Genomic DNA, 24,328 nt, shown 5'->3' on the forward strand with positions numbered 1-24,328 from the left:
TCCATGCCCAGTTATGCCGCTCCCGTCCGCGACACCCGCTTCGTGCTTGACCATGTCGTGTGCCTGGACCGCTACACCAACCTGCCCGGCTTCGAAAATGCGACGGCCGATCTGGTCGAGGCGATCCTGACAGAAGGCGGCAAGATCGCCGCCGAAGTGCTTTTCCCGCTGAACGCCATTGGCGACAAGGAAGGCTGCACTCGCGACGCCAACGGCAATGTAAAGACCCCCACAGGCTTCAAGGCGGCCTATGACGCCTATGTCGAAGGCGGCTGGACCACGCTCCACGCGCCGGTGGAATATGGCGGCCAGGGTTTGCCCCATGTCGTCGCGACGGCTGTCAGCGAATATATACTCTCGGCCAATCACAGCTTTGAAATGTATCATGGTTTGACCAGCGGCGCCGTCGCCGCGCTGCTCGCCAAGGGCAGCGAAGAGCAGAAGCAGAAATATATCCCCCATATGGTGTCGGGCAAATGGACCGGCACGATGAACCTGACCGAACCGCATGCCGGCACCGATCTCGGCCTCATCAAGACCAAGGCCGTGCCCAATGCCGACGGCAGCCATGCGATCAGCGGCACCAAGATCTTCATTTCGGCAGGCGAGCACGACCTGGCGGAAAATATCATCCACCTTGTCCTCGCCAAGACGCCCGGCGCGCCGGACAGCAGCAAGGGCATTTCCCTGTTCGTCGTCCCCAAGTTCCTGGTCAACGAAGACGGCTCCCTGGGCGAGCGCAACGCCGTCTCCTGCGGATCGCTGGAACATAAGATGGGCATCCACGGCAATGCCACCTGTGTCATGAATTATGACGGCGCGACCGGCTGGCTGGTGGGCGAGGAGAATAAGGGCCTGGCCGCCATGTTCATCATGATGAACGCCGCGCGCCTGGGTGTCGGCTTGCAAGGCCTGGGACAGGCGGAGATCGCCTATCAGAATGCCGCCGCCTATGCCCATGACCGGCGCCAGGGCCGGGCGCTGACCGGTCCCAAGGATCTGGAGGAGAAGGCCGACACGCTGTTTGTCCACCCAGATGTGCGCCGCATGCTGATGGAGGCCAAGGCGCTGACCGAAGGGCTGCGCGCCTTGATGCTGTGGGGCGCGCTTCAGGTCGACCTCTCCCACAATGCCGCCACGCAAGAGGAACGCCAGGCGGCGGACGACCTCGTCCAGCTCCTGACACCGGTGATCAAGGGCTATGGCACCGACAAGGGATTCGACGTCGCCGTCATGGCGCAGCAGGTGTTCGGCGGCCACGGCTACATCTGGGAAAATGGCGTCGAACAATATGTGCGCGACGCCCGGATCGCCCAGATCTACGAAGGCACCAACGGCGTGCAGGCGATGGACCTGGTCGGCCGCAAGCTACCCATGAACGGCGGCCGAGCACTCCAGGCTTTCCTGAAGATCATCGCCACCGAAGTCGCTGATGCCAAGGCCGATGACAAGCTCGCTCCGATCGCCGAAGCGCTGGAAAAGGCCAGCGGCCAACTTGGTGCCGCAACCATGTGGCTGATGCAGAATGCAATGAAGAATCCCGACAATGCCGGGGCCGGTGCGGTCCACTATATGCACATTCTGGGCATCGTCGCGACCGGCCTGATGTGGCTGCGCATGGCGACTGCGGCGGCAACCCAGCTCGCGGCGGGCGCGGAGGACGCGAAATTCCTCGAAGCCAAGCTGGTGACGGCGCGCTTCTTCGCGGAACGTATCATGCCCGATGCAGGATCGCTTCGCCGCAAGATCGAGGGCGGCGCAGACAGCCTGATGGCGCTCGATCCGGAGATGTTCCTGGCGGCGTAAAACCCGGTCCGCCAGACAAACACAAGACGCTCCGCCCGGCCCGCCGCGGCGGAGCGTTTTCGTTCCGGGCGTCGACGACAATGTCTCGCCCTGCGCGGTGCGACAATTGCCCCATCTTAACCATATCCGTCGAGCCGCCTCGAATGAAGGACGCCCCGCGCTCGGCACCCTATACGTCGCCCCATCAGCCCGTAAGACTAGGCCTTTACGCCGGAGAGTCAGGCCATGAACGTCGACAGCAACGACACCTTGTCCGAAAGGGCACAGCTTCACTTCCTTGCGGCGCTGGTGGACGAGCTGATGCGCCAACTGCTCCTTTCCGGCGTCCTCAACCAGGCCCAACTCAACGAGATCGAGCGGCAGGTATCGAACCGCGTCGGCCATAGCCCCCGCGCCTGGTAGGGCTATTGCCCCGCGCCGCCATGCGATATCATTGCGGGATGCGTGCCCCCATCGCCCTTCTGCCGCTGACAGCCTTCCTTGCCAGCCCCCTATTGGCCCAAGCCTCCGAACGCACGGGCCATTATTATCTGCGCGGCGTGATGGAGACCGGCTCGGAACTGATGCTCCATCCGGACGGCCGCTTCCAATGGTATCTGGTCTATGGCGCGCTCGATCTTTTTGCTGAGGGCAGATGGACCGAAAAGGACGGTGCCGTCATCCTGACCTCCGAAAAGACGAAGGATGTGCCCAACCCCGGCTTCCGGACGCTCACCCTGACCGTCAGGGACAGATCACTGGTCCCGCCCGACGGCCAGGGCGCCTATGTCCGACCTGCGGACGAGAAGGACTGAACCGCCCCCTTCAATTCGGGACGATCAGATATTTCTCCCCGGTGCGGCGGGCGTTGTAGGTCAGCACCGCCTCCCGGTTCAGCGCTTCTGCAAGAGAGATGCGAGCCTTGTAATGGCTGGCGAAGGTGGTGGTGAGATTGTCGCGCACGCGCTGGCGCATGCGCTCGGCCGTTTCGGCGCCAGCGCTCTGGAGGAAGGGGAAGAGCAGCCAGCCCCCGACATTCCAGGCAAAGCCGAAGCTGCGCGTCAAGACGGTCGGCGACAGGTCCAGCGCACCATAGACATAGGCCTGCTTGCGGCTGTTGGAGCCATAGCGGCTATAGGGTGCGTCCTTGCTGGCCACCCGCTCCATGGCATGGAGAATCTCGCTGACCAGCGCCCCGCCTCCGATCGCGTCGAAGGCGATGGTGGCTCCGGTCGCGGCGACGGCCGCTTCGAGCTGGGCGGGGAAATCGTCTTTCCCGCTGTCGAGGACATGGTCTGCGCCCATATCCTTCAATATCGCCACTTGCGCGTCGTTGCGGACGATGTTCACCAGAGGGATGCCGTCCTCCTGGCAGATACGAACCAGCATCTGGCCGAGATTGGAAGCGGCGGCCGTGTGGACGATGGCCTTGTGCCCCTCCCGCTTCATGGTTTCGATAAAGCCGAGCGCGGTCAGCGGGTTGACGAAGGCCGAGGCCCCCTGCTCCGCCGTTACATCGCCGGGCAGGGCCATGCAGGCACTGGCATCGACCAGCCTATATTCAGCGAACATGCCCCCACCAATCAGCGCCACCCGACTGCCAAGCAGCGCCTGTGCTTCGGGCGCCTCCCCCGCGGCGATGACGGTGCCGGCGCCTTCATTGCCGATCGCCATGGGCTGGCCGACCCGTGCGGCCAGTGCGCGGCGAGCAGGATCGGGCATCCGGGCGACGATCCGCCGCTCATCATAATCGGCATTGGCGACATCGGCGGACGCGAAAAGCAGACCCAGGTCGGACGGGTTGATCGGCGCGGCCTCCACCCGGACCAGGACTTCACCGCCCCTGGGCGCGGGCAGCGTTTCCTCGACCAGTTCGACGATCAGACGGCCGTCCTCATGCAGGGTCGAGAGGAGTTTGAGGCCTTGGGTGTCACTCATGAAGGCTCCATTTTCAGGCTGATGGCCGATCGCGGTAGAGTGCAGGGAACATCGTCTTCAACGCGGCAAGCTTTGGCATGTCCCAGCGCAGGATATAGGGATGGCGCGGATTCTTGCTCAGGAAATTCTGGTGATAATCGTCCGCGTCCTGAAAGCCGGTGAAGCGTTCGAGGCGCGTGACGATGGGACCCTCCCAGAGGCCCGATCGGCCGAGTTGGACAAGATAGGCTCTTGCGGCCCTGTCTTGTTCCCCGTTCAGCGGGAAGAGCGCGCTGCGATATTGGGTGCCGTGATCCGGCCCCTGATAGTTGAGCGTCGTCGGGTCCGCGATCACCGAGAAGAAGATGCGCAACAGCGTGCCGTAGCTGACCTGCCTCGGATCGTAGGTGACGCGGACGGATTCGGCAAAGCCAGTGTCACCTTGGCTGACCCGCTCATAATCGACCTTGCGGTCCCGCGGACCACCCGCGAAGCCCGACACGGCGAGATGGACGCCCTTCACATGCGAGAACACGCCTTCCACGCCCCAATAGCAGCCGCCCGCGAAGATTGCGGTTTCAAGCTTGCTGCCAGGCGCGGCATCGATGGCCGGGACAGGAGCCAAAATCGGGCGTTCGGCACGCAGCGGGGAAGCGACGGCTAACGCCGCCAGAAAAGCCAGGGCGATGCCGTCAGAGCGCCGCATTATCCGCGGTCGAAGCCGGGGTGGCACTGGCCGATGCGGCCATCGCCGGGCTGGTCAGCGCCGAATGATCGTCATTCGGCTGGAGTATGAAAACACCGATCGCACCGATCGCGAACCCGCCCAGAAAGCGCAGGAACAGGTCGGATTTCAAGAATGCCGTCATGGCGTTCTTCCCTTCGGTCGTCTTGGCCGCCACAGGCGGACGGCAATGAATGTCGCGGCCTAGCCCCGGATGCATGCTGCGCAACGGCAGTTTCGACCAACGCGTCACCGGGGACGATGGACGACCGAGGGAGAAGGCCAGTTTCGGTTCGAAACGGGATATAGCGCCCGCCGATCCATCTGCAAGACGGCACGGCGGAAAAATTCCGTTTCCGAATTTGCGATTGGGGGGACCAGGATTGGCCTGGCGCTGTTTCCCCTCCACCATTTGCAAGGCAGATGATCCTCCCCATCAAGGATGGGGAGGATCATTTGATCACCTCAGCGCGGCGCAAGCTTCCTGGATGCGGGTGCAGGCCTTTTTCAACACCTCTTCCGAGGTTGCATAGCTGATGCGGAAGGCCGGCGAGAGGCCGAAGGCGGCGCCATGGACGGCGGCGACCTTCGCTTCGTCGAGGAAATAGCCGATCAGCGCCTCGTCGCTGTTAATGACCTCTCCCTTCGGCGTGGTCTTGCCGATCAAACCGCTGGCATCGGGATAGACGTAGAAGGCGCCTTCCGGAGTGGGGCAGTCGAGGCCGGGCGCATCGTTCAGCATGGCGACGACCATGTCGCGACGCTTCTTGAAGGCGGCGTTGCGTTCTTCCAGAAAGTCTTGGGGGCCGGTCAGCGCCGCGGCGGCGGCCGCCTGGCTGATCGAACAGGGGTTGCTGGTCGACTGCGACTGGAGCTTGCCCATCGCCTTGATGATCCATTCGGGGCCACCCGCGAAACCGATGCGCCAGCCGGTCATGGAGAAGGCCTTGGAGCAGCCGTTGACCGTCAGCGTGCGGTCGTAGAGGTCCGGGCAGACCTGCGCGATGGTGGCGAAGGGGGTCGGCGCGTACCAGACATGCTCGTACATGTCGTCGGTCATCACCAGCACATGCGGGTGACGCAGCAGCACCTCGCCCAGTTCCTTCAGTTCCGCGGCCGAATAGGCCGCTCCGCTAGGGTTGGAGGGCGAGTTCAGCATCACCCATTTGGTACGCGGGGTGATCGCGGCTTCGAGCTGGGCGGCGGTGATCTTGTAGCCCTGCGACGCCGGGCCTTCGATGAAGACCGGCGTGCCGCCCGCGAAGTTCACGATGTCCGGATAGCTGACCCAATAGGGCGCCGGAATAATGACCTCATCGCCCGCATCGACGGTCGCAACCAGCGCGTTGAACAGGGTGTGCTTGCCGCCCGAATTCACGCTGATCTGGCTACGCTTATAGACCAGGCCATTGTCGCGCTTGAACTTGAAGGCGACGGCTTCCTTGACGTCGGCCGTGCCATCGACGTCGGTATAGCGGGTCAGGTTCTTGCGAATCGCCTCGATGCCGGCCTCCTTCACGAAGTCGGGCGTGTCGAAATCGGGTTCACCGGCGGAAAGGCCGATAACGTCCACGCCTTCGGCTTTGAGGGCATTCACGCGCGCGCTCATCGCCAGGGTGGCGGAGGGCTGGATGCGACCGAGGGCTGCGGAAGTCTGGCTCATGGTAATAGTCTTTCTGAAGAATCCCCAAGGCCCGCAATAAGGGCGGACGCGGCGTCCTTTAGTGCGCAACGAAAGATCGGGCAACCGCCAGTTCGCTATGTCTGGCCTCGGTTCATCCCGATGCCATCCGGCTGGTTCAACGGACCAGCGATGCCGCCACCATACCCCGCGCGGCGTTACCGATGAAGAAGCCCTTTTCAAGGTCGCGCGGGCGCAGATCCTCCTCGATTGCCTCGCCCATTTCGATCAGGCTGCGGCGCAATATGCCGGGCAGCAGCCCGCGACGAAGCGGCGGGGTCAGCAGCTTGTCGCCACGCTCGACGAAGATGGAGGAGAAGCTGCCTTCGGTGAGGAAGCCCTGCTCGTCGGTCATCACCACTTCATAGGTGCCGCCGCGTTTCAGGGCGTCGCGATAGAGCGAGCGGTCGGTCGTCTTGTGGGCCAGGCGCGGGTCGCTAGCCGGGGCGTTGCGGGGCACGCAGGCCAGTTGCATGATCGCGTGCGGCCAGGTGCGATGTTCGCGCACTTCGATGGCGACCGAACCCCTGCGCGACACCAGCAGGCGCAGGCGGCTGCGCTCCCGCAAACGAAAGGTCGCGGCCTGAAGCTCGTTGCGCACATCATGGCGGTCGAAGGCGAAATCAAGCGCGGTGGCGCTGGCCTTCAGCCGTTCCAGATGCATTTCCAGCAGCCGGACGCCGTCGACGGGATCGAAAGCCATCGTCTCCAGCAGGTCGAACCGTCCGTCAGCCAATGCCATTGAAACCCATCACGCTCCCTGCGCTCATGCTATCGGTGTGAGAAAGCGCCCCTTGGCCAGACATTCCGCCCATTCGGAATGACTTTCCGAATCCGCGACGATTCCCGAACCCAGACCCAGGCGCCCCTCCGGACTGCCTTCTTCGACGCAAATGGTGCGGATGGCAACATTGAAGGCGGCGTCTCCCTCCGGATCGATCCAGCCCATGGAGCCGGTGTAGACGCCGCGCGCATGGGGTTCGACGGCATCGATGATCTCCATCGCCCGGACCTTGGGCGCGCCGGTGATCGAGCCGCAGGGAAAGAGGACGCGCAGCACATCGACCGGCGACAGGCCCGGCAGCAGGCGGGCGCGGACGGTCGATACCAGTTGATGGACAGTGGGATAGGTTTCGACCTTGAACAGGTCGGGCACCGTGACCGTACCGGCGCGCGAGACGCGCGAGAGATCGTTGCGCAGCAGGTCGACGATCATGAGGTTTTCGGCGCGCTGCTTGGCATCGCTTTCCAGCCATTCGCGCAAGGTGGCATCGCCGGCCGGATCGGCGTCGCGCGGGGCGGTACCCTTCATCGGGCGAGCCGTGAGCTGACCGCGGACGTTGGTGAAGAAGAGTTCGGGCGAGAAGGACAGGATGCTGTGGGCACCGGTGCGGATCACGCCGCCATAGCCCGCATTCTGGCGCGGACGGATCGCGGCATAGAGCGCCATGAGGTCGCCGCTGAAACGCGCGGCGCAGGGGAAGGTCAGGTTCACCTGATAGATGTCGCCGGCGCGAATATAGTCCTGCACCTGCGCGAAGGCGGCGCGATAGGCGACCTCATCGATCAACGGACGAACGGACTCCACCTGGGCCAGGGCGGGATCGGGCAGCAGGTCCGGCATGGCGCCGGGTGCGATCAGGCGTACCCCTTCGAACAGGCCGAACCAGAGCAGCGGCGTTGTCGCCATATCGGCATGATGACGGGCGGCCAGCGGACGAAGGCGATCCTCCAGCGCGAGGCCGGCTTCATAGCTGATGAAGCCGGCGGCATGGAGACCCCCCTCCTCCGCTTCGGCGAGGCGGTCGAGCGCGGGCTGGACATCCTCCAGCCGATACGCGGCAATCACCGACACCGGATCACGATACAGGCGCGCGGGCGCGGGAGCGCGCGTCCGGGCATCGTCGAACAGGGCAAAGGCTTCGGTCGGTCCCGGCAGGCGCATGGGGTTCTCTTAACGATCTTTTGGCGGCGCGGAAGGCTTGTCCGCCTATCTAGCATGTTGCGCCTTCGGCACGCGGGCCATAGAGACGGGCGGCATGAACGGCCCACCCTCCTCCGACGACGCCCCCCGCCCCTTCGGCCCGGCGCTTTCGCTGGCCTTGCGCGGCCGTTGCCCGGCCTGCGGCGAGGGGCGGATGTTCACGGGTTTCCTGAAGCCGAGTCCCGCCTGCGGGCATTGCGGCCAGGCCTGGAACCTTGCGCGCGCGGACGATTTCCCTGCCTATATCGTCATCCTGCTGCTGGGGCACATATTGGTGCCGCTGATGATCGAGGTGAATGCAGCGCTGGCGGTTCCGCTGGCCATTCAGGCGGTGCTGTGGCCGGGGCTGGCGATCCTGCTGGCGGTGGCGATGATCCAGCCCGTGAAGGGCGCGGTCATCGCCTTCATATGGTCCCGCAGGATGGACGGGTTCGCCTGAACCGTCTTATTCCGGCTGGATGATGAAATTGCGTTCCATCGCCTCGCGCAGCGTTTCGTCGATGCTGCGGCGTCCTTCGGAGCCGTGGGTGACGACGGTCGTATCGCAGGTCGCGACGCACATCCCCTTTTGAAAACCCGCCGAGCTGATCGTCCAGCTGGTGCGGCCGATATGGCCGATCGCGCAATGCACTTCGAACGGATAGGGGAAATGCGCTTCCTCGACGAAGTTGAGGTTCACGTTGGCGACCAGCCAACGCACGCCCTGCTCCTGCGGATGGCGGCCGAGATGGTGGTGGAAACGAATGCGGGCGGTTTCGAAGATCCCCGAGATCGCCACATTGTTGACGTGGCCCATGGTATCGATGTCTTGGAAGCGGGTGTCGATGCTGGTGACGAAACGATAGGCTTCCGGGCTCAGACGCCAGGATTCGGGTTTGGCCATGTCCTGCTTTCCATATGTCCTGTTTATCCTATGCTCTTAACCCCTCGCGGCGGGGATGCAATCTTCGGGTCGAAATTGATCGGACTGCGACCTTTATGACACAGGTGCGAAGGCGATCGTTCGGCTTGGGGAACGGATCGTTTCCCAGCGCGGCCATGGACTTCACCGCAGACGCAGCATAGCGTTCGCTCCTGCTTTTCGTTCACGGGGGCCTCATGCAACGCTACAGTCGGATTGCCATTTTCCTGCACTGGGCGATCGCCGCCCTGCTGGCCTTTCAGATCGCCGTGGGGTGGGCGCTGGAGGATCTGGGCGCGCGCGGGTTCGCGGTGTTCCAGTTGCACAAGTCGATCGGCATTTCGATCCTTGGCCTGACCCTGGCGCGCATCGTCGTGCGCTACTGGAAGCCGCGTCCCGCGCCGGTCGAAGGCGGCTGGCAAGGCGCGCTGGCGAAGGCGGTGCATGCGGGGCTCTATCTCTTCATGCTGGGGGCGCCACTGACCGGATGGGCGCTGGTGTCGACCGCGAAGGTGAAGGTGCCGACGCTGATATTCGGGACCGTTCCCCTGCCCCATCTGCCCTTGCCGATGAGCGCCAATGATCCGGCCTCCGCCGCGCATGCGGTGCTGGCATGGATCGGCATCGCCCTGCTCGCCCTGCATGTCGCAGGGGCGTTGCGGCATCATTTCCTGATGCGCGACGGCTTGCTGTGGCGGATGATGCCGGCGCGGTCGCCGCTGTGGCTGGTGGCCTTGCCCACGCTGATCGCGGTTGGCTTCCTGCTGGGGCGCGCGATTCTGCCGGCCTCCGCGTCCAAGGCGATGCCCCAGGCCATGGCTGTGCCGAGCGCACCGACCGCGGCCGAGGAAGAAGCGCCGGCCACTGTCGCCAATGTCCTTGGCACCGATGTCCCTGGCAATACCGAAAACGCGGCGGTTCCGTCCGAGGCGGACAATGCGGTCGCGGCCGGAGAACCGGTCGGGCCGCCATCGTCCTGGGCCGTGCAGCCGGGCGGGACGATCGGCTTTTCCGTCGGGAATGGCGGCGAGACGATCAGCGGCGGCTTTTCCAGATGGACGGCGAAGATCGCGATGGATCCGGATCATCCCGACAGCGCCGATATTCGCGTCGAGATCGATCTGGCAAGCGCCAGTGTCGGCGACAGCTACAAGGACGGGATGCTGGCGGGGGACGAATTCTTCGGCGTGGCCGCCCATCCCAAGGCGGTGTTCACCGCCAAGGGCGCGGAAAGGACTGGGGCGAACAGCTATCGCGCATCGGGCACGCTGACGCTGAAGGGCGTGAGCAAGCCGCAGAGCATCCGCTTCTCCCTATCCGGACCGGGCAAGACGCGGAGGGTTTCTGGATCGGCCACCATTGCCCGCGCGCCCTTTGGCGTGGGCAATGGCGAGAGCGGCGCGGGACTTGATCCCAAGGTCGCCGTCCACTTCGGATTCAGTGCCAAAGCGGAATAAGCGGGCATGGATTCGGCTCCGGACTTCTGCCAAAGCGATGTCATGGACAGCAGAATGGAGCCGCCGAGCGCGCGTATAGAGGACGGGGTGTTTCTGGGCTTCGTGCTGATCGTCTCGATCGCCTTCGCCCTGGTGATCGAACCGTTTTTCGCCGCGATCCTGTGGGGCGTGATCGCCGCCATCCTCTTTGCCCCGGTCAACCAGGCATTGCTGGGGATCATGCCCCGGCGGCGCAACAGTTCGGCCGCACTGACCCTGTTGCTGATCATTGCGCTGGTGATCGTTCCTGCCATCATCCTGTCCATCGCACTGGCGCAGGAAGCCACCATCTTCGCCGCCAAGGTACAATCGGGCGAGATCAACTTCGCCCGCATGTTCGCGCAGTTCCAGGCGAGCCTGCCCGGATGGGCGGCCGCCTTTCTGGAGCGGTTGGGCATCACCAATTTCGCAACCGTACGCGAGATGTTGAGCGAAGGCATCGCGTCGAGCTTTCGCACGGTCGCGACCCAGGCGTTGCAGATCGGGCAGAGCGCGTTCAGCTTTTTGATGGCGCTGGGCGTGATGCTGTACCTCACCTTCTTCCTGCTGCGCGATGGGCCGCGGCTTGCGGCGATGGTGGACAGGGCGGCGCCGATGCGGACCGCCCATCGGCGGGCCTTGATCAACCAGTTCGTCATCGTCACCCGCGCAACGATCAAGGGCAGCATCGTCGTCGCCATCGTGCAGGGGTTGATCGGAGGCATCATATTCTGGGCGCTGGGATTGCCGGGGGCGCTGCTGTGGGGCGTGCTGATGGGCTGTTTCTCACTGATCCCGGCGGTGGGAACCGGGCTGGTATGGGTACCGGTCGCCATCTATCTGTTCGTCACCGGGGCGTGGGTGAGTGGCCTGATCCTGGCCTTTTGCGGCATGTTCGTGATCGGGATGGTCGACAATATCCTGCGCCCGGTCCTGGTCGGTCGGGATACGCGCATTCCCGATTATGTGGTGCTGATCACGACGCTGGGCGGCATCGACCTGTTCGGCTTCAACGGCATCGTCATCGGGCCGGTGATCGCCGCGCTGTTCATCGCCACCTGGAACATCGTGACCAAGATGCGCAGCGGGGCCGATGGGCTGGAAGGGCCGCTGACGGAGGAAAATGTCAGCGCCTGAGAAAGCTCAAAGCTCCCCCAGCGCCGCGCTGGCTTCCATCCAGACTTCTTCGACCGCCTCCAGCTTCTTCTCGACTTCCGAGCGCTTCACCATGAGCTGGGTCATGGTCATCTTCGCTTCCGCGCCCGTGGCGGCCTTGGGGTCGAACAGCGCCTGATCGATGCGGCTGCGTTCGGCGGAGAGCGTCGCCATTTCCTTTTCGGCCTTGCTGACGGCGTTCTTGGCGACCTTCTGCTTTTCGCGCCATTGCGCGGCGTTGCGCTTTTCCGCCTTGCGATCGGCCTTGGGTGCGTCGCCATTGCCGCCGTTGCCGTCGGCCTTGCGCAGGATGATGTCGGTGTAATCTTCCAGGCTGCCGTCGAAGGGCTGCGCCGTGCCGCCATCGACCAGCACGAGCCGGTCGGCGACCAGTTCGATCATGTGGCGGTCGTGGGAGACGATCACCACGGCGCCCGAATATTCATTGAGCGCCTGCACCAGCGCCTCGCGGCTGTCGACGTCGAGATGGTTGGTCGGTTCGTCGAGGATCAGCAGGTGCGGCGCGTCGCGGGTGATGAGCGCCAGCGCAAGCCGCGCCCGCTCCCCGCCCGACATGGAGCCGACCTTCTGCGTCGCGCGCTCGCCGGAGAAGCCGAAGCGGCCGAGCTGGGCGCGGACGGCGGCGGGGGTGGCGCCCTTCATCACGCGGCTCATATGTTCGAGCGGCGTGTCACCGACGTCCAGTTCCTCCACCTGATATTGGGTGAAATAGCCGACATTCATCTTGGCCGAGGCGTTCATCGCGCCTTCCATCGGCTTCAACTGCGCCGCGATCAGGCGGGCGAGCGTGGTCTTGCCATTGCCGTTGCGCCCCAACAGCGCCAGCCGGTCGTCGGGGTCGATGCGCAGGTTGACGCGGCGCAGGACAGGGGTTTCGTTATAACCGACAGCCGCCATGTCCATGGTGATGAGCGGCGGGCGCAGTTCCGGCGGGCTGGGGAAGCCGAAATGGAGCGTCGGGTCCTCGATGGCCGCCGCGATGGGCTGCATCTTCGCCAGAGCCTTGGCGCGGGACTGGGCCTGTTTCGCGGTGGAGGCGCGGGCCGAGTTGCGGGCGACATAGTCCTGCAACTTCTCCCGTTCCGCCTGCTGCTTGGCGCGGGCGGCCTCCTGTTGCGCCAGGCGTTCGGCGCGCTGGCGTTCGAAGGCGTCGTAGCCGCCGGGGTAAAGCGTGACCTTCCCCCCTTCCAGATGGAGGATATAGTCGACCACATTGTTGAGCAGGTCGCGTTCGTGGCTGATGACCACCACGGTACCGCGATAGCTTTTGAGGAAATTTTCCAGCCACAGCGTCGCTTCGAGGTCGAGATGATTCGACGGTTCGTCGAGCAGCAGCAGGTCGGGGTTGGAGAAGAGCAGCGCAGCCAGCGCCACGCGCATCTTCCAGCCGCCCGAGTAGCTGTCGAGCGGGCGGCCCTGCATCTCCTCGTCGAAGCCGAGGCCGACCAGGATGCGGGCGGCGCGGGCCGGGGCGGTATAGGCGTCGATGGCGTTCAGCCGCTCGTAGATATGGCCGAGGCGGTCGGGGTCCTCCGTATGTTCCGCCTCCGCCATCAATTCGGCGCGTTCCTTGTCGGCGGCAAGGACGGTGTCGAAGGGGGTGGCGGTGCCGCTGGGGGCTTCCTGCGCGATATAGCCGAGGCGGGTGTCGCGGGGCATGTCGCAACTGCCCTCGTCGGGGTCGAGCTGGCCGATCATCACCTTCATCAGCGTCGATTTGCCCGCGCCGTTGCGGCCGATGAGGCCCACGCGGCTGCGCGGCGGCAGCGCGGCGCTGGCGCGATCAAGGATGGTGCGGCCGCCCAGGCGCACGGTGATGCCGTTCAGATTGAGCATGGAGCGGGCCTCTAGCAGAGGTGCAAGGCGTGGTGAAGGTGGCGGGGTGGAGTTTTGCAGTATGCCTCATGGTTGCGAAGTTCACGCCGTTGAGGCTGACGCATTTGCGTGGGTGCGGACGGGTGGTGCGGATTTCGCAATAGGAGAATTTTTGCGGAATGGGCGCGTGGACGCAGCCCGCCTGGTGCGGGGTGGGATGGGTTGACGGTGGGAAGGAGCCGGTGGGATTATGGCATGGGGTGGGGCGTGTAGGACAGCGTTTTGAGCGTGCTGCGTCAAATCGGGATCACCTCTCGCCGTTCGGGCTGAGCCGGTCGAAACCCTTGTCTTCTTTTGAAGAAGCAGGGCCCTTCGACAAGCGCAGGGCGAACGGGAGGTTAGGTGGTCCTGATCCAACGCACGTTGCGCCAGCGATCCTCAGGGAATGGCTAGGCCTGCGCATAAAGGGTGAAGGCCCCCTGCAGGCCGCCGACGCTGGACTGGCCGATCCACAGGTCGAACGCGCCGGGTTCGGCGATTCGCCGGTTGCCTGCGCCGACGAATTCCAGGTCGATGCGGGAGAGGGAGAAGCGGAGTGTCCTGCTTTCCCCCGGTGCCAGCGTGACGCGTTCGACACGCTTGAGTTCGCGGATCGGGCGGGTTCGGCTCGCGACGCGGTCGCGGATGTAGAGCTGGACCACTTCGCTGCCCTTGCGCTGCCCCCTGTTGGTGACGCGCACGGTGATGCCGATGGCCGCGTCCCAGCGGAGCGCGGTGTCGGAGAATTTGAGCTGGTCGAGGGTGAAGTCGCTGTAGCTGAGGCCATGGCCGAAGGGGTAGCGGGCGCTGTTGTCGGTGGTGGTGTAGCGCGAGCGATATTCGGTGCGGTTGTCGATCACCGGGCGGCCGGTCGACTTGCGGTCATAGAAGAAAGGCTCCTGCCCCGATTCCCACGGGAAGCTGACCGGGAGCTTGGCGGAGGGGTTTTCCTTGCCGAACAGAATGTCGGCGATGGCATGGCCGGATTCGGAGCCGAGGAACCATGTGGCGAGGACCGCCTGCGCATTGGCGACACCATCGTGCAGCGCGAGCGCCCGGCCATGGCGGAGCAGGACGATGACGGGCTTGCCGGTGGCGGCGACGGCGTCGGCCAGCGCCTGCTGCACGATGGGGAGTTCGATGGCGGTGCGCGATTGCGCCTCGCCCGACATGTCCTGCGATTCCCCCAGAGCGAGGATGACGATATCGGCGGCCTTGGCGGTTTCCACCGCCTTGGCGACGCCGCCGTCGATGGGCGTCAATATGCCGCTGCCCGGCGCGATCAGCAATCTGGCCGGGTCCGGCATGGCGGCGCGCAGGCCGGTGGCGATGTCGACGCCCTTCCCCTTGTCGCCGTAAAAGGCCCAGGGGCCATAGACGTTCATGGTGTCTTCGCCGAAGGGGCCGATGAGCGCGATGGTCTGGCTCTTGCCCGGATCGAGCGGCAGCACGCCATCATTCTGGAGCAGCACGATCGAGCGGGTGGCGGCCTCGCGCGCCAGCGCCCGGTGGGCGGGCGTGAAGATGCGGGTCCTTTCCGCCTCTTCATTCAGCGAGCGGTACGGGTTTTCGAACAGGCCGATGGCGGTCTTGACATAGAGGATGCGGCGGACGGCGACGTCGACCGTCTCCATCGGCACGGCGCCGCTCTTCACCAGATCGGGGATGTGGCGGATATAGAGGCCGCTCTGCATCGACATGTCGACGCCCGCGAGGATGGCGAGGCGGGTGGCGTCGCGTTCATCCTCCGCATAGCCGTGGGCGATCAGTTCCTCGTCGGCGGTATAGTCGGAGAAGACGAAGCCGCGGAACTTCATCTCGCCGCGCAGCGTGTCGGTGAGCAGGTCGCGGTCGGCGGTGGCAGGGACGCCGTTGATCTCGCTGAAGGCCGCCATGGTGGTGAGCGCACCCGCCGCGAAGGCCGAACCGAAGGGGGGCAGATGGGTTTCGCGCAACGTCTCGTCGCTGATGTCGACGCTGCCATATTCGAGGCCCCCGGCGACCGCGCCATAGGCGGCGAAATGTTTGGGACAGGCGAGCAGGCTGTCGTCGCGGCGCAGGTCGCGGCCCTGGAAGCCGCGCACGCGGGCGGCGGCGAAGAGGCTGCCCAGATAGACATCCTCTCCGGCCCCCTCGACCACGCGGCCCCAGCGCTGGTCGCGGGCGACGTCGACCATCGGCGCGAAGGTGAGGTGCAGGCCCGCCGCCGTGGCCTCGACCGCCATGGCGCGCGCCGTCCTTTCGGCGAGCGAGGGATCGAAGCTCGCCGATTCGGCCAGGGTCACGGGGAAGATGGTCTTGAGGCCGTGGATGACGTCGCCCGCGAACAGCAACGGGATGCCAAGGCGACTCTGTTTGAGCGCGATATCCTGCGCGCGGCGGGCGCCCGCTACGCCGATGCCATTGAACAGGCAACCGACGCGGCCCTTGCGGATTTCGTCGGCCAGTTGCTTTTCATTCTGGATGCCGACTTGCGGATTGGGCGGGTTGTAGGGACGGAAGCTGTCGGCAAGGCACGTCATCTGGCCTGCCTTTTCCTCTATGGTCATGCGCGCAATCAGGTCGTCGACGCGCTCCACCTCGCTCGCCGCGAGGGCGCGGCGAGGGAGCGGAAGGGTCAGGAAGCCGGCAAGGGCGGCGGTCAGGACGGCGCGGCGGTCGATGGTCATCAGGGGAAATGTAGCAGATGTCGGATGAACCGCATCTATCCCGTCAAGGCGGGCAAGCAACCGGCGGAGAGATGGGCTGAGCCATAAGGCCGATCAATACGGCCGGGGGAGCGATGGTGGACAGGGCTGGATTCGAACCAGCGTACGGGAAACCCGGGCAGATTTACAGTCTGCTGCCTTTAACCACTCGGCCACCTGTCCAGTCGCCACACCGTTTCGGGGAAGCCCCCGATCGGCTGGAGGGCGCTCCAATGGCGAAAGGAGACTTGCCTGTCAATGGTGCAATGTGAAAAGAGCGCGTCATGAAAAGAGGAAATCGCACCGGGAAGGCCAAAGGGACCTTTCCCCGCTTTTATGGACGGCATGCCGTCATCGCCGCGCTGGCCAATCCGAACCGGGTGGTGCGCAAGATATGGGGGACGCGGGACGCGCTGAATGCGCTCGACCTGCCGCCGGTCCTGCCCATCGTCTATGCCGATGTGGCCGATCTGGGCCGGATGGTGCCGGCGGACGCGCCGCATCAGGGCATCGTGGCGGAGGTCGAGCCGCTGGACGATGTCTGGCTGGGCGACGTGCTGGAGACGGGGCAGGACGACAACAGGCCCGTGCTGGTGCTGGACCAGGTGACGGACCCGCATAATGTCGGCGCGATCCTGCGGTCGGCGGCGGCGTTCGACGCGCTGTGCATCGTGACGCAGGACCGGCATGCGCCGCCCGAATCGGGGGTGCTGGCGCGATCGGCGTCCGGCGCGCTGGAAATCGTGCCCTGGGTGCGGGTGGTGAACCTGGCCCGTGCGCTGGATGAGATTGCGGAGGCCGGTTACTGGCGCATCGGCCTCGACGGCGAGGCGGAACAGACACTGGGCGAGGCGATCGGCACGTCGCGGGTCGCGCTGGTGCTGGGGGCCGAGGGCGAAGGGTTGCGCCACAACAGTATGGCGCATTGCGACATTTTGGCTAAACTGCCGATCAGCCCGCGCATGGAAAGCCTCAACGTGTCCAATGCCGCGGCGATCGCCCTTTATGCGGCCGCCAGCCGGTAGCCGGTCAAGGGACTGACAGGGGGTTGGACATAGGGGGTTGGATATGGCCGTTCTTCTGCGTGCTGTTTGCGGGTTGGCGGCCAGCCTGTTGCTCTCGGCCTGTCTGGTGACGCCGGGCAAGTTCGAATCGACGCTCGACATCCGCGCCGACCGGAGCTTCAGCTTCACCTATAAGGGCGAGATATTGGCGACCGATCTGGGCAAGGGGCTGGGCAGCCCGCCCGGCAGCGGCCCGGACGAGCCGCTGGACGACGGCACGCCCAAGGACCAGCCGAGCACGCTGCGCACCGCCTTGCAGAAAAAGACGCCGGCCGCGCCCGACGAGCATTTCGACGCCAAGCAGGACAAGGGCGACGAGCAGCAGATGCAGACGATCGCGGCGGCGCTTTCGAAGGAAAAGGGATTTCGCGCCGTCCGCTATATGGGCAATCACCGTTTCGAGATCGACTATGCGATCAGCGGCAGGCTGACCCACGCGTTCCTCTTCCCCTTCAACAGCGATGCGCAGATCGTGCTGCCCTTCGTCGCGGTGGAATTGCGCGGGGATGACCGGGTGCGGGTGAAGGCGCCGGGCTATTCCAACGGCTATGACAAGAGCCAGAACCCGATGGGCGGCAGCAGCACGGGCGACGCGGCCAAGGCGCTTGACGGCATCTTCACCCTCACCACCGATGCGGAGATCGTCAGCCAGAACCAGGAAGATGGCGCGCGGGCCGTGCCGCAGGGCAAGCGGATCGTCTGGAAGGTGACGCCGCTCACCAGCGAGGCGCCTGCCGCCACGCTACGGGTCAGGCCGTAGACGGGAGGGTGTTGCGGTCCACAGGATCGCGCGGGCAAGATGCCCGCTCCCCCCCTCATCCAACTGCGCCTAGCTTCGCCGCGCTCAGCAAGGCTGCGTATCCTTCTCCCTTCAAGGGAGAAGGAACGGCCGGTTGGACTCAGTCTTCCGGCGCGATGGTGACGCGCAGGCCGTCCAGCGAATCGCTGAAGGTGAGCTGGCAGGACAGGCGGCTGGTTTCGTTGCGGTGATCGGAGCTGTCGAGCAGATCATTCTCATCCTCGCTCACCGCCGGCAGGCTGTCGGCGAAGGCGGGATCGACATAGACGTGGCAGGTGGCGCAGGAGCAGCAGCCACCGCACAGGGCCAGCAGTTCGTCAAAGCCGTTGTCGCGGATGATTTCCATCACCGACAGGCCGTTCGCACCCTCGACCGCCTGCTCCTCGCCCGAACGGTTGACCACAATCAGTTTCGCCATGTACCCCGGTCCCTCAAAATTTTTTCCCGCCGCTCATGTCGGAGCGACGACGGGAAATCAAGGGCTGGACAGCGATTAAATGGTGACGACAGCGGATCAGTTGCGGGCAAGCCTGGATGCGATCGCCGCGCGGGAACCCGGCTTTGCGGCGGCGATCGCGCGGGTCGGCTATCCCCTGCCCCGCGTCCGTGCGCCCGGCTATGAGACTTTGCTGCGCACCATCGTGGGTCAGCAGGTGAGCGTCGCCGCCGCCGCCGCGGTCTGGCGCAAGCTGGAGGCGGAACTGGGCGAGGGTTGCGCGCCCGACACCCTGCTGGCGCGGGATTTCGACAGTTTGCGGGCTTGCGGCCTGTCGCGGCAGAAGCAGGGCTATGCCCGCAGCCTGGCCGAGCTGGTGGTGAGCGGCGAACTCGACCTGCATGGCTTGCCCGCCGAGGACGAGGAGGCCATTGCCCAACTGGTCAGGATCAAGGGCATCGGGCGTTGGTCGGCGGAAATCTACCTGCTGTTCGCGGAGGGGCGGCCGGACATCTGGCCTGCCGGCGACCTGGCCGTGCAGATCGAGGTCGGGCGCATATTGGGCCTGCCCGAGCGGCCGAGCGAAAAGCTGACCCGCGATCTTGCCGAAGGCTGGCGCCCGCATCGCGGCGCCGCAGCGATCATGGCCTGGCACCATTATAATACGGAGGTTCTTTAAGTGCCCTTGCCCCACGCCCGCTACATCGTCCTGGAACATGAGGGCGTGTGGAAGATCAATCTCGACAACCGCTATTACGGCCCCTTCCCGACGTGCGAGGCGGCGGTGGAAAGCGCCACCGGAACGGCGCGAAAGGCGAGCGAGGCAGGCTATCCGGCGTCCGTCCTGCTGATGCGGGGCAGCGCATTCGAGACGGTCTGGAGCAGCGTGGCCGATACGACCCAGCAATAATATGTCGTGATGCACCACGATTTTTTTGGGCAATTGCGGAACCTGTGGCCCTTTTGTGCATTTACCGGCTCCAGTTGCACGGGCGTTGGGATGAACAAAAAGGTCTTGATCGTCGAGGACGAGATTTTCGTCGCTTTGGAAATCGAACATATCGTCGAGGACGCGGGCTTCCTGGTCGGCGCCATAGCGGCTGACCGTCAGGCGGCGCTGGAAGCGGCGGGCGATTGCGACATAGCGCTGGTCGACCTCAACCTGCGCGACGGCCCTACCGGTCCGGGCATCGGCGTCGAACTGGCCAGCCAATTCGGCATTCGGGTCATCTATGTGACCGCCAATCCCGCGCAGATCGGCGACGCATCGCAAGCGGCGATGGGTGTCATCACCAAGCCCTTCCGGGCGCACAGCATCATCGAGACGCTGCATCTGGCCGCCACCGACAAACCGGAACTGGAAACCGCCGAAATTGCCGGCTTCACGCCGTTCCTGTCGGCACGCGGATCATGGATGCCAATGGAATCCAGAGGCTGAGGCTGAGGCCTTCGGGCCGCCAGTCGCGGGTCATCCGTCCGCCCAATTGCCGTTCGATGCTGAGTTGCATCAGCCGGCTGCCGAAGCCCTGATGGGTGGTGGAGACGGCGGACGGCCCCCCTTCCTCCCGCCAGTCGATGCGGATTTCCCCATCCTCTCCCGTCACCAGCATATGCACCTTGCCCATGGGCACCGAGAGCGCGCCATATTTGGCGGCATTGGTGGCCAGTTCGTGGAAGAGCAACGCCAGGGGCGTGGCGGAACGATCATCGATCGCCGGATTTTCGCCGGAAAAAAGGATGCGCGCGCCGTCCGCGTCGCGATAGGGCGCGAAAATCTGGTCGAGTATGCCCCAAAGCCGCCCCTCGCCCTGTTCCGGCTGCGAATTGGGACCGTGCGGGCGGACGAAGTCATGGGCGCGGCCCAGCGCCATGATCCGGTCGCGCAGGTCGTCCGCCGCCACGCGGATTTCGGGATGTTCGCGCGCCGACAGGCCGATGAGGCCGGAAATCACCGAGAAGATGTTCTTGATCCGGTGGGACAGTTCATGCGCGATGACCTCGCGTTCCTCCACCATCAGTATCTGGTCGTTGATGTCGGTGCAGGTGCCGATCCAGCGGATGATCGTGCCCTCCCCGTCCCGGATCGGCAGCGCGCGTCCCAGCGTCCAGCGATAGTCCCCGCTATGGTGGCGCATGCGATATTCGATCTCGTAGGGATCGCCCGTCTCCAGGCTGTGCCGCCAGCGTTTCCAGGCGATCGGCTGGTCGTCCGGATGGAACAAGGCGCTCCACCCCGCGCCATCGGTCGTACCCGGCGCGACCCCGGCAAATTCATACCAGCGCGCGTTGAAATAGTCGTTATAGCCGTCCGGCAGCGCCGACCACACCATTTGCGGCATGGTGTCGGCCAGGGTACGGAACATGCGGTCGCTTTCCGCCACCGCCTGCGCGTCCCTTGCCTGGCGGGCGATCACTTCCCGGTCGCGGCGCCGCCCTTCCAGCTCGACCATGACCTGATGGGCAAGCAGCGACAGGCCCTGGCGCTGAAGATCGGTCAGCCCCGGGCGCGGGCGGGTGTCAAGAACGCTCACCGCGCCAAGCGGCATTCCATCACCGTCGACCAGTGCAGCGCCGGCATAAAAGCGGATGAAGGGCGCGCCCGTCACCATCGGATTATCGGCGAAACGCGGGTCGAGGCCGGTATCGGGCACGATGAAGATCGCATCGTCCAGCATCGCATGCGCACAGAAGGAAACATCGCGTGGCGTTTCCTCCACATCCACGCCGGTGCGGGCCAGGAAACGCTGCCGGTCCGCCTCGACGATGCTGACCAGCGCGATGGGCGCGTCGCACAGCGCGGCGGCAAAATCCGTGATCTGGTCGAGCGTGGCAAAGCCGCCGGCATCGAGATCGTAGCGCGCAATGAGCGCTGCGCGATCCGCCTCGAGGCCGCTGCCGTCAGCCATCGCTGACGCGTTCGATGTCGGCGCCGACGGCGGAAAGCTTTTCCTCCAGCCGCTCATAGCCGCGATCGAGATGGTAGACACGGTTGACCTGGGTCTCTCCCTCGGCGGCGAGGCCGGCGAGAATGAGGCTCATCGAGGCACGCAGGTCGGTCGCCATGACGGGGGCACCGACCAGCCGGTCGACGCCGCGCACGATCGCCGTGCGGCCATTGACGCTGATGTCCGCGCCCATGCGCGCCAGTTCGGGAACGTGCATGTAGCGGTTCTCGAAGATGGTCTCCGTCAGCACCGACGCGCCGTCGGCCAGCGTCAGCATGGCCATGAACTGCGCCTGCATGTCGGTCGGAAAGGCCGGGAAGGGCGCGGTGGAGATGGTGAGCGGGCGGAGCCTGCCGTCCGACGCAACCTTGATGCCGTCCTTGATCTGCTCGACATGGACGCCCGCATCGCGCAGCGCGGCGAGGATGGCGTGCATGTCGTCGGCGCAGGCCCCCGCCAATTCCAGCGAACCGCCGGTGATCGCCGCGGCGCAAGCGTAACTGCCCGCCTCGATCCGGTCCGGCATGACGCTGTAGGTCGCGCCGTGCAGGCGGGGCTTGCCGTGGATGGTGAGCTTGTCGCCGCCCACGCCCTCGATCTCGGCGCCCATGGCGATCAGCAGCTTGCACAGATCGACGATCTCCGGCTCGCGCGCCGCATTTTCCAGGACGCAGGTGCCATTGGCGAGCACCGCCGCCATCAGGGCATTTTCGGTCGCGCCGACCGACACCACCGGGAAGGTGTAGAGCCCGCCGGGAAGGCCGCCGTCGGGCGCGCTGGCGCGGACATAGCCCGCCGCGATCTCGATCTTCGCACCGAACGCTTCCAGCGCCTTCAAATGCAGGTCGATCGGGCGGTTGCCGATGGCACAGCCGCCCGGCAGCGACACCCGCGCCTCACCCGCACGGGCGAGCAGCGGGCCCAGCACCAGGATCGACGCGCGCATCTTGCGCACGATGTCATAGGGCGCTTCGGTCGAGGTGACGCGGCCCGCGCGCAGCGTCATGACGCGGCCGAAATCCTCCGGCCGGGCGCCCTCGATCATGGTCGAGACGCCCAGCTGGTTGAGCAGATGGCCGAAGCTGTCGACATCGGCGAGGCGCGGCAGGTTGCGCAGCGTCACCGGCTCGTCGGTCAGCAGCGCGCAAGGCAGCAGCGTCAGGGCGGCGTTCTTTGCGCCGGAAATGGGAAGGCGGCCGTTGAGCGCTTTGCCGCCGCGGATGTGAATGCGGTCCATCGGCTGGGTTCTTACCGCTAATTGCGGTTTTCGCAAGGCGTCGGCTTGCCATTGCCAGGGCGGCGCGCTTTTTCTGATAGCCTGTTTGGAAATGCGCCTATCGGCCCCATGCCCCGCGCCAGCCCGCTCTTCCGCGCATTTCCGCACAGACTCTGACGCCGCCCTGAAACATTTGTGCGTTCGCCCGCCCATTATTGATCGAGTTTAGTGCAACTTGCGGAAATGCAGCCAAAAGACGCGTGAGGCGTTTTGCCATCGTAACGACAATGTAAGCAAGAAGGTGTGTTTGGTGGCAACAAGTTGTTTCGCGGACAGATTGGCGAAGCATGTGCCTTTGTCCGATGCAGAAAGGAAAGCGCTGACCCGGCTTGAGGAAAATCCCCGCAAGGTGAAGCGGGGCGCGATGATCCAGCGCGTCAACGATACGGTCACGGAACTGTTCGTCCTGCGCGAGGGACGGGTGATGAGTTTCGTCATCCTGCCCGATGGCAGCCGGCAGATCCTGCGCGTCTATTTCCCTGGCGATTTCATCGGGTCGGCCAGCACCATATACAGCAAGGCGCCGGAATCGCTGGTGGCCCTGTCCGACGCGATCATCTGTCCGTTCGACAAACATGCGTTGCGGCGGCTGCTGGAGGAATATCCGCGGGTCGCGGCCCTGCTGTTCCTGCTCTCCAATGCGGAGCGCGTCGCGCTGACGGACCGGCTCGCCTCATTGGGGCGGACCTCGGCCAAGGCGCGGGTCGCCTCCTTCCTGCTCGATATCTTCGACCGGCTGCGGGTGACGGACGACAGCATCGTCGACAGCTTCGACCTGAAACTGACGCAGGAGGAGATTGGCGACGCCATCGGCCTCACCTCCGTCCATGTGAACCGGATGATCCGGCGGATGGAGCAGGAAGGATTGATCGGCCGGGCGAATGGGCGGATCACGCTGCTCGACCTGGCGCGGCTGGAGGAAATCGGCCATTATACCAACCGGCACAAGGATATGGATCTGGACTGGGTTCCGTCCCTGAACTGATACCGAGATGCGGGCTGGAACGCGCGCAGGATGTCCCGTCAGGCCAGCAGTTCGACGTCCCAGTAGAGCCAGTCGTGCCAGCTTTCATGCAGATAGTTGGGCGGAAAGGCGCGGCCATGTTCCTGCAACTGCCAGCTCGTCGGGCGGATCGGCGTCACATGCAGTTGCATATGCGCTTCCTTGGGCGTGCGCCCGCCCTTTTTGAGATTGCACGGGGAGCAGGCGGTGGCGACATTTTCCCATGTCGTGCGGCCGCCCGCGCGGCGCGGGATCACATGGTCGAAGGTCAGGTCGCTGGGCGAACCGCAATATTGGCAGGCGAACTTGTCGCGCAGGAACAGGTTGAAACGGGTGAAGGCGGGATGTTCCGACGGCTTCACATATTGCTTGAGCGCGATCACCGAGGGGATCTTCATCTGCAAGCTTGGGCTGTGCACTTCCCGTTCATAGCTGGAGACGATGTCCACACGATCCAAAAAAACCGCCTTGATGGCGGTTTGCCAGGGCCAGAGGCTCAACGGATAATAGCTTAGGGGCGTGTAGTCCGCATTCAGAACCAGTGCCGGACAGTTTTCCGGATGTCGTATCAGGTCGGGATGGTACATATATTACCCTTCAATCCCTTTCGCCGCCGCTCTG

General features: G+C 64.8%; 25 protein-coding genes and 1 tRNA gene. 12 read left to right on the top strand and 14 right to left on the bottom strand.

Features of this window, described 5'->3' with window-relative positions; genetic code table 11:
• Positions 1 to 3 precede the first annotated feature (3 nt).
• From YP76_RS10375 to YP76_RS10380, 3 genes are all read left to right on the top strand, one after another.
• The gene (locus YP76_RS10375; RefSeq protein WP_046763522.1) at positions 4 to 1,806 is read left to right on the top strand and encodes an acyl-CoA dehydrogenase C-terminal domain-containing protein; all 1,803 of its coding nucleotides are present in this window, start codon (positions 4 to 6) and stop codon (positions 1,804 to 1,806) included.
• Between the two features lie 225 nt (positions 1,807 to 2,031).
• On the top strand, positions 2,032 to 2,208 hold the full coding sequence (locus tag YP76_RS28220; protein ID WP_197707396.1) for a hypothetical protein: 177 nt from the start codon (positions 2,032 to 2,034) through the stop codon (positions 2,206 to 2,208).
• Positions 2,209 to 2,246: 38 nt separating this feature from the next.
• Positions 2,247 to 2,600, top strand: coding sequence for a hypothetical protein (locus YP76_RS10380; RefSeq protein ID WP_046763523.1), 354 nt, complete (start codon positions 2,247 to 2,249; stop codon positions 2,598 to 2,600).
• 10 nt (positions 2,601 to 2,610) lie between these two features.
• Here YP76_RS10380 and YP76_RS10385 read toward each other — a convergent pair whose 3' ends face one another.
• The 6 genes from YP76_RS10385 to pabB form a co-directional block, all read right to left on the bottom strand.
• Positions 2,611 to 3,723, bottom strand: coding sequence for a zinc-binding dehydrogenase (locus YP76_RS10385; RefSeq protein WP_046763524.1), 1,113 nt, complete (start codon positions 3,721 to 3,723; stop codon positions 2,611 to 2,613).
• A 13-nt stretch (positions 3,724 to 3,736) separates the two neighbouring features.
• Complete coding sequence (gene msrA, locus YP76_RS10390; RefSeq protein ID WP_046763525.1) at positions 3,737 to 4,408, bottom strand: peptide-methionine (S)-S-oxide reductase MsrA; 672 nt, start codon at positions 4,406 to 4,408, stop codon at positions 3,737 to 3,739.
• A complete protein-coding gene (locus YP76_RS28225) occupies positions 4,395 to 4,571 on the bottom strand; it encodes a hypothetical protein (protein ID WP_198147463.1) in 177 nt (58 codons plus the stop codon). Before YP76_RS28225 ends, msrA begins: the two co-directional genes overlap by 14 nt.
• A gap of 315 nt (positions 4,572 to 4,886) precedes the next feature.
• The gene (locus YP76_RS10400; protein ID WP_046763527.1) at positions 4,887 to 6,089 is read right to left on the bottom strand and encodes a pyridoxal phosphate-dependent aminotransferase; all 1,203 of its coding nucleotides are present in this window, start codon (positions 6,087 to 6,089) and stop codon (positions 4,887 to 4,889) included.
• Between the two features lie 136 nt (positions 6,090 to 6,225).
• Positions 6,226 to 6,849 carry an aminotransferase class IV gene (locus YP76_RS28645; RefSeq protein WP_046763528.1) on the bottom strand — a complete coding sequence of 208 codons (624 nt, stop codon included), beginning with the start codon at positions 6,847 to 6,849 and terminating at the stop codon, positions 6,226 to 6,228.
• Positions 6,850 to 6,873: 24 nt separating this feature from the next.
• Positions 6,874 to 8,052 carry an aminodeoxychorismate synthase component I gene (gene pabB, locus YP76_RS28650; RefSeq protein ID WP_046763529.1) on the bottom strand — a complete coding sequence of 393 codons (1,179 nt, stop codon included), beginning with the start codon at positions 8,050 to 8,052 and terminating at the stop codon, positions 6,874 to 6,876.
• 94 nt (positions 8,053 to 8,146) lie between these two features.
• Here pabB and YP76_RS10415 point away from each other — a divergent pair, with 94 nt between their 5' ends.
• Entirely contained in the window at positions 8,147 to 8,530 is a 384-nt protein-coding gene (locus YP76_RS10415) for a DUF983 domain-containing protein (RefSeq protein ID WP_046763530.1), read from the top strand.
• A gap of 6 nt (positions 8,531 to 8,536) precedes the next feature.
• On the opposite strand, the gene YP76_RS10420 is transcribed toward YP76_RS10415, so the two are convergent.
• The gene (locus YP76_RS10420) at positions 8,537 to 8,974 is read right to left on the bottom strand and encodes an acyl-CoA thioesterase (RefSeq protein ID WP_046763531.1); all 438 of its coding nucleotides are present in this window, start codon (positions 8,972 to 8,974) and stop codon (positions 8,537 to 8,539) included.
• A 215-nt stretch (positions 8,975 to 9,189) separates the two neighbouring features.
• On the opposite strand from YP76_RS10420, the gene YP76_RS10425 reads away from it, so the two are divergent.
• Both YP76_RS10425 and YP76_RS10430 read left to right on the top strand, forming a co-directional pair.
• Positions 9,190 to 10,449 carry a cytochrome b/b6 domain-containing protein gene (locus YP76_RS10425; RefSeq protein WP_046763532.1) on the top strand — a complete coding sequence of 420 codons (1,260 nt, stop codon included), beginning with the start codon at positions 9,190 to 9,192 and terminating at the stop codon, positions 10,447 to 10,449.
• A 42-nt stretch (positions 10,450 to 10,491) separates the two neighbouring features.
• A complete protein-coding gene (locus YP76_RS10430) occupies positions 10,492 to 11,604 on the top strand; it encodes an AI-2E family transporter (RefSeq protein ID WP_046763688.1) in 1,113 nt (370 codons plus the stop codon).
• A 6-nt stretch (positions 11,605 to 11,610) separates the two neighbouring features.
• Here the strand turns inward: YP76_RS10430 and YP76_RS10435 are convergent, their stop codons facing one another.
• From YP76_RS10435 to YP76_RS10445, 3 genes are all read right to left on the bottom strand, one after another.
• Positions 11,611 to 13,479, bottom strand: a complete 1,869-nt coding sequence (locus tag YP76_RS10435) for an ABC-F family ATP-binding cassette domain-containing protein (RefSeq protein WP_046763533.1) — start codon at positions 13,477 to 13,479, stop codon at positions 11,611 to 11,613.
• A 428-nt stretch (positions 13,480 to 13,907) separates the two neighbouring features.
• Positions 13,908 to 16,166: a glycoside hydrolase family 3 N-terminal domain-containing protein gene (locus tag YP76_RS10440; protein WP_046763534.1), complete on the bottom strand. Its 2,259-nt coding sequence runs from the start codon at positions 16,164 to 16,166 to the stop codon at positions 13,908 to 13,910.
• 114 nt (positions 16,167 to 16,280) lie between these two features.
• A tRNA-Tyr gene (locus YP76_RS10445) sits at positions 16,281 to 16,367 on the bottom strand.
• 101 nt (positions 16,368 to 16,468) lie between these two features.
• On the opposite strand from YP76_RS10445, the gene rlmB reads away from it, so the two are divergent.
• Positions 16,469 to 17,209, top strand: coding sequence for a 23S rRNA (guanosine(2251)-2'-O)-methyltransferase RlmB (gene rlmB / locus YP76_RS10450; protein ID WP_046763535.1), 741 nt, complete (start codon positions 16,469 to 16,471; stop codon positions 17,207 to 17,209).
• Between the two features lie 43 nt (positions 17,210 to 17,252).
• Complete coding sequence (locus YP76_RS10455; protein ID WP_046763536.1) at positions 17,253 to 18,008, top strand: hypothetical protein; 756 nt, start codon at positions 17,253 to 17,255, stop codon at positions 18,006 to 18,008.
• Between the two features lie 139 nt (positions 18,009 to 18,147).
• On the opposite strand, the gene YP76_RS10460 is transcribed toward YP76_RS10455, so the two are convergent.
• Entirely contained in the window at positions 18,148 to 18,465 is a 318-nt protein-coding gene (locus tag YP76_RS10460) for a 2Fe-2S iron-sulfur cluster-binding protein (protein ID WP_046763537.1), read from the bottom strand.
• Positions 18,466 to 18,544: 79 nt separating this feature from the next.
• Between YP76_RS10460 and YP76_RS10465 the strand changes: the two genes are divergently transcribed.
• The 3 genes from YP76_RS10465 (at position 18,545) to YP76_RS10475 (ending at position 19,921) form a co-directional block, all read left to right on the top strand.
• Positions 18,545 to 19,162, top strand: coding sequence for a DNA-3-methyladenine glycosylase family protein (locus YP76_RS10465; RefSeq protein ID WP_046763538.1), 618 nt, complete (start codon positions 18,545 to 18,547; stop codon positions 19,160 to 19,162).
• Entirely contained in the window at positions 19,163 to 19,393 is a 231-nt protein-coding gene (locus YP76_RS10470; protein WP_046763539.1) for a hypothetical protein, read from the top strand.
• 90 nt (positions 19,394 to 19,483) lie between these two features.
• Positions 19,484 to 19,921 (top strand): response regulator, encoded by a 438-nt coding sequence (locus YP76_RS10475; protein ID WP_046763540.1) that lies wholly within the window; start codon positions 19,484 to 19,486, stop codon positions 19,919 to 19,921.
• Here the strand turns inward: YP76_RS10475 and YP76_RS10480 are convergent.
• Both YP76_RS10480 and murA read right to left on the bottom strand, forming a co-directional pair.
• Positions 19,866 to 21,389: a sensor histidine kinase gene (locus YP76_RS10480; RefSeq protein ID WP_046763541.1), complete on the bottom strand. Its 1,524-nt coding sequence runs from the start codon at positions 21,387 to 21,389 to the stop codon at positions 19,866 to 19,868. The two genes, YP76_RS10475 and YP76_RS10480, sit on opposite strands and share 56 nt — an antisense overlap.
• Positions 21,382 to 22,665, bottom strand: a complete 1,284-nt coding sequence (murA, locus tag YP76_RS10485) for a UDP-N-acetylglucosamine 1-carboxyvinyltransferase (protein WP_046763542.1) — start codon at positions 22,663 to 22,665, stop codon at positions 21,382 to 21,384. Before murA ends, YP76_RS10480 begins: the two co-directional genes overlap by 8 nt.
• Positions 22,666 to 22,951: 286 nt before the next feature.
• Between murA and YP76_RS10490 the strand changes: the two genes are divergently transcribed.
• The gene (locus YP76_RS10490; protein WP_046763543.1) at positions 22,952 to 23,689 is read left to right on the top strand and encodes a Crp/Fnr family transcriptional regulator; all 738 of its coding nucleotides are present in this window, start codon (positions 22,952 to 22,954) and stop codon (positions 23,687 to 23,689) included.
• A gap of 38 nt (positions 23,690 to 23,727) precedes the next feature.
• On the opposite strand, the gene YP76_RS10495 is transcribed toward YP76_RS10490, so the two are convergent.
• Positions 23,728 to 24,294: an HNH endonuclease gene (locus YP76_RS10495; protein WP_046763544.1), complete on the bottom strand. Its 567-nt coding sequence runs from the start codon at positions 24,292 to 24,294 to the stop codon at positions 23,728 to 23,730.
• Between the last annotated feature and the right edge of the window lie 34 nt (positions 24,295 to 24,328).

The organism is Sphingobium chungbukense, assembly GCF_001005725.1.
Lineage (GTDB): Bacteria > Pseudomonadota > Alphaproteobacteria > Sphingomonadales > Sphingomonadaceae > Sphingobium > Sphingobium chungbukense.

Bases quoted from the DNA above. Each gene is read 5' to 3' on its own strand.
- YP76_RS10375 (WP_046763522.1), top strand. From the start codon at position 4: ATGCCCAGTTATGCCGCTCCCGTCCGCGACACCCGCTTCGTGCTTGAC.
- YP76_RS28220 (WP_197707396.1), top strand. From the start codon at position 2,032: ATGAACGTCGACAGCAACGACACCTTGTCCGAAAGGGCACAGCTTCAC.
- YP76_RS10380 (WP_046763523.1), top strand. From the start codon at position 2,247: ATGCGTGCCCCCATCGCCCTTCTGCCGCTGACAGCCTTCCTTGCCAGC.
- YP76_RS10385 (WP_046763524.1), bottom strand. From the start codon at position 3,723: ATGAGTGACACCCAAGGCCTCAAACTCCTCTCGACCCTGCATGAGGAC.
- msrA (WP_046763525.1), bottom strand. From the start codon at position 4,408: ATGCGGCGCTCTGACGGCATCGCCCTGGCTTTTCTGGCGGCGTTAGCC.
- YP76_RS28225 (WP_198147463.1), bottom strand. From the start codon at position 4,571: ATGACGGCATTCTTGAAATCCGACCTGTTCCTGCGCTTTCTGGGCGGG.
- YP76_RS10400 (WP_046763527.1), bottom strand. From the start codon at position 6,089: ATGAGCCAGACTTCCGCAGCCCTCGGTCGCATCCAGCCCTCCGCCACC.
- YP76_RS28645 (WP_046763528.1), bottom strand. From the start codon at position 6,849: ATGGCATTGGCTGACGGACGGTTCGACCTGCTGGAGACGATGGCTTTC.
- pabB (WP_046763529.1), bottom strand. From the start codon at position 8,052: ATGCGCCTGCCGGGACCGACCGAAGCCTTTGCCCTGTTCGACGATGCC.
- YP76_RS10415 (WP_046763530.1), top strand. From the start codon at position 8,147: ATGAACGGCCCACCCTCCTCCGACGACGCCCCCCGCCCCTTCGGCCCG.
- YP76_RS10420 (WP_046763531.1), bottom strand. From the start codon at position 8,974: ATGGCCAAACCCGAATCCTGGCGTCTGAGCCCGGAAGCCTATCGTTTC.
- YP76_RS10425 (WP_046763532.1), top strand. From the start codon at position 9,190: ATGCAACGCTACAGTCGGATTGCCATTTTCCTGCACTGGGCGATCGCC.
- YP76_RS10430 (WP_046763688.1), top strand. From the start codon at position 10,492: ATGGACAGCAGAATGGAGCCGCCGAGCGCGCGTATAGAGGACGGGGTG.
- YP76_RS10435 (WP_046763533.1), bottom strand. From the start codon at position 13,479: ATGCTCAATCTGAACGGCATCACCGTGCGCCTGGGCGGCCGCACCATC.
- YP76_RS10440 (WP_046763534.1), bottom strand. From the start codon at position 16,166: ATGACCATCGACCGCCGCGCCGTCCTGACCGCCGCCCTTGCCGGCTTC.
- rlmB (WP_046763535.1), top strand. From the start codon at position 16,469: ATGAAAAGAGGAAATCGCACCGGGAAGGCCAAAGGGACCTTTCCCCGC.
- YP76_RS10455 (WP_046763536.1), top strand. From the start codon at position 17,253: ATGGCCGTTCTTCTGCGTGCTGTTTGCGGGTTGGCGGCCAGCCTGTTG.
- YP76_RS10460 (WP_046763537.1), bottom strand. From the start codon at position 18,465: ATGGCGAAACTGATTGTGGTCAACCGTTCGGGCGAGGAGCAGGCGGTC.
- YP76_RS10465 (WP_046763538.1), top strand. From the start codon at position 18,545: ATGGTGACGACAGCGGATCAGTTGCGGGCAAGCCTGGATGCGATCGCC.
- YP76_RS10475 (WP_046763540.1), top strand. From the start codon at position 19,484: ATGAACAAAAAGGTCTTGATCGTCGAGGACGAGATTTTCGTCGCTTTG.
- YP76_RS10480 (WP_046763541.1), bottom strand. From the start codon at position 21,389: ATGGCTGACGGCAGCGGCCTCGAGGCGGATCGCGCAGCGCTCATTGCG.
- murA (WP_046763542.1), bottom strand. From the start codon at position 22,665: ATGGACCGCATTCACATCCGCGGCGGCAAAGCGCTCAACGGCCGCCTT.
- YP76_RS10495 (WP_046763544.1), bottom strand. From the start codon at position 24,294: ATGTACCATCCCGACCTGATACGACATCCGGAAAACTGTCCGGCACTG.